The sequence below is a fragment of the Gordonia sp. UBA7599 genome (assembly GCA_002477755.1).
GTDB lineage: Bacteria > Actinomycetota > Actinomycetes > Mycobacteriales > Mycobacteriaceae > Gordonia.
This window is the reverse complement of sequence record DLKD01000065.1, coordinates 8461-8865: the sequence shown is the minus strand read 5'-3', so window position 1 is coordinate 8865 and position 405 is coordinate 8461. Positions and strand designations below refer to the sequence as shown.

Sequence of the window (405 nt, the reverse complement as noted above, 5' to 3'; positions counted from 1 at the left end):
GTGGCGGCTTGTCGGCACCGCAGCTGGCGGCGCCCGCACCGGGTGGGGCGGCTCCCGGGACGACGGATCCGGGAACGGCGCTCGGGACCGCTCCGGGCGGTGTACCGGGAGCACCGGGAGCACCCGGATTGCCGGGTGCGCCCGTCGTGGCCGGTCCCGACGGTCAGGACTGGCGACCGACCACCACATGCCCGACGTGGCCCGCGCCGCGCCCCGAACAGCAGGGCGGACTCTCGTCGATGATCAACCTCGCGCCGATGGCGGGACCGTTCATGTCCGAGGCATTCGCACTCGGCTCGGTCTACCAGCCGGTGCTGTCGATCGCCGGCCCGTTGCTGGCCGAGATCGAGCCGATCATCACCGCCAATCTGCCGTGGATCAATCCGATCATCGAGAAGGTGCAGG

1 pseudogene is annotated in these 405 nt (G+C 71.4%); it reads left to right on the top strand.

From position 1 onward, the window contains the following. A pseudogene (locus B4L26_RS08550) lies at positions 1 to 405 on the top strand (hypothetical protein); the annotation flags it as partial.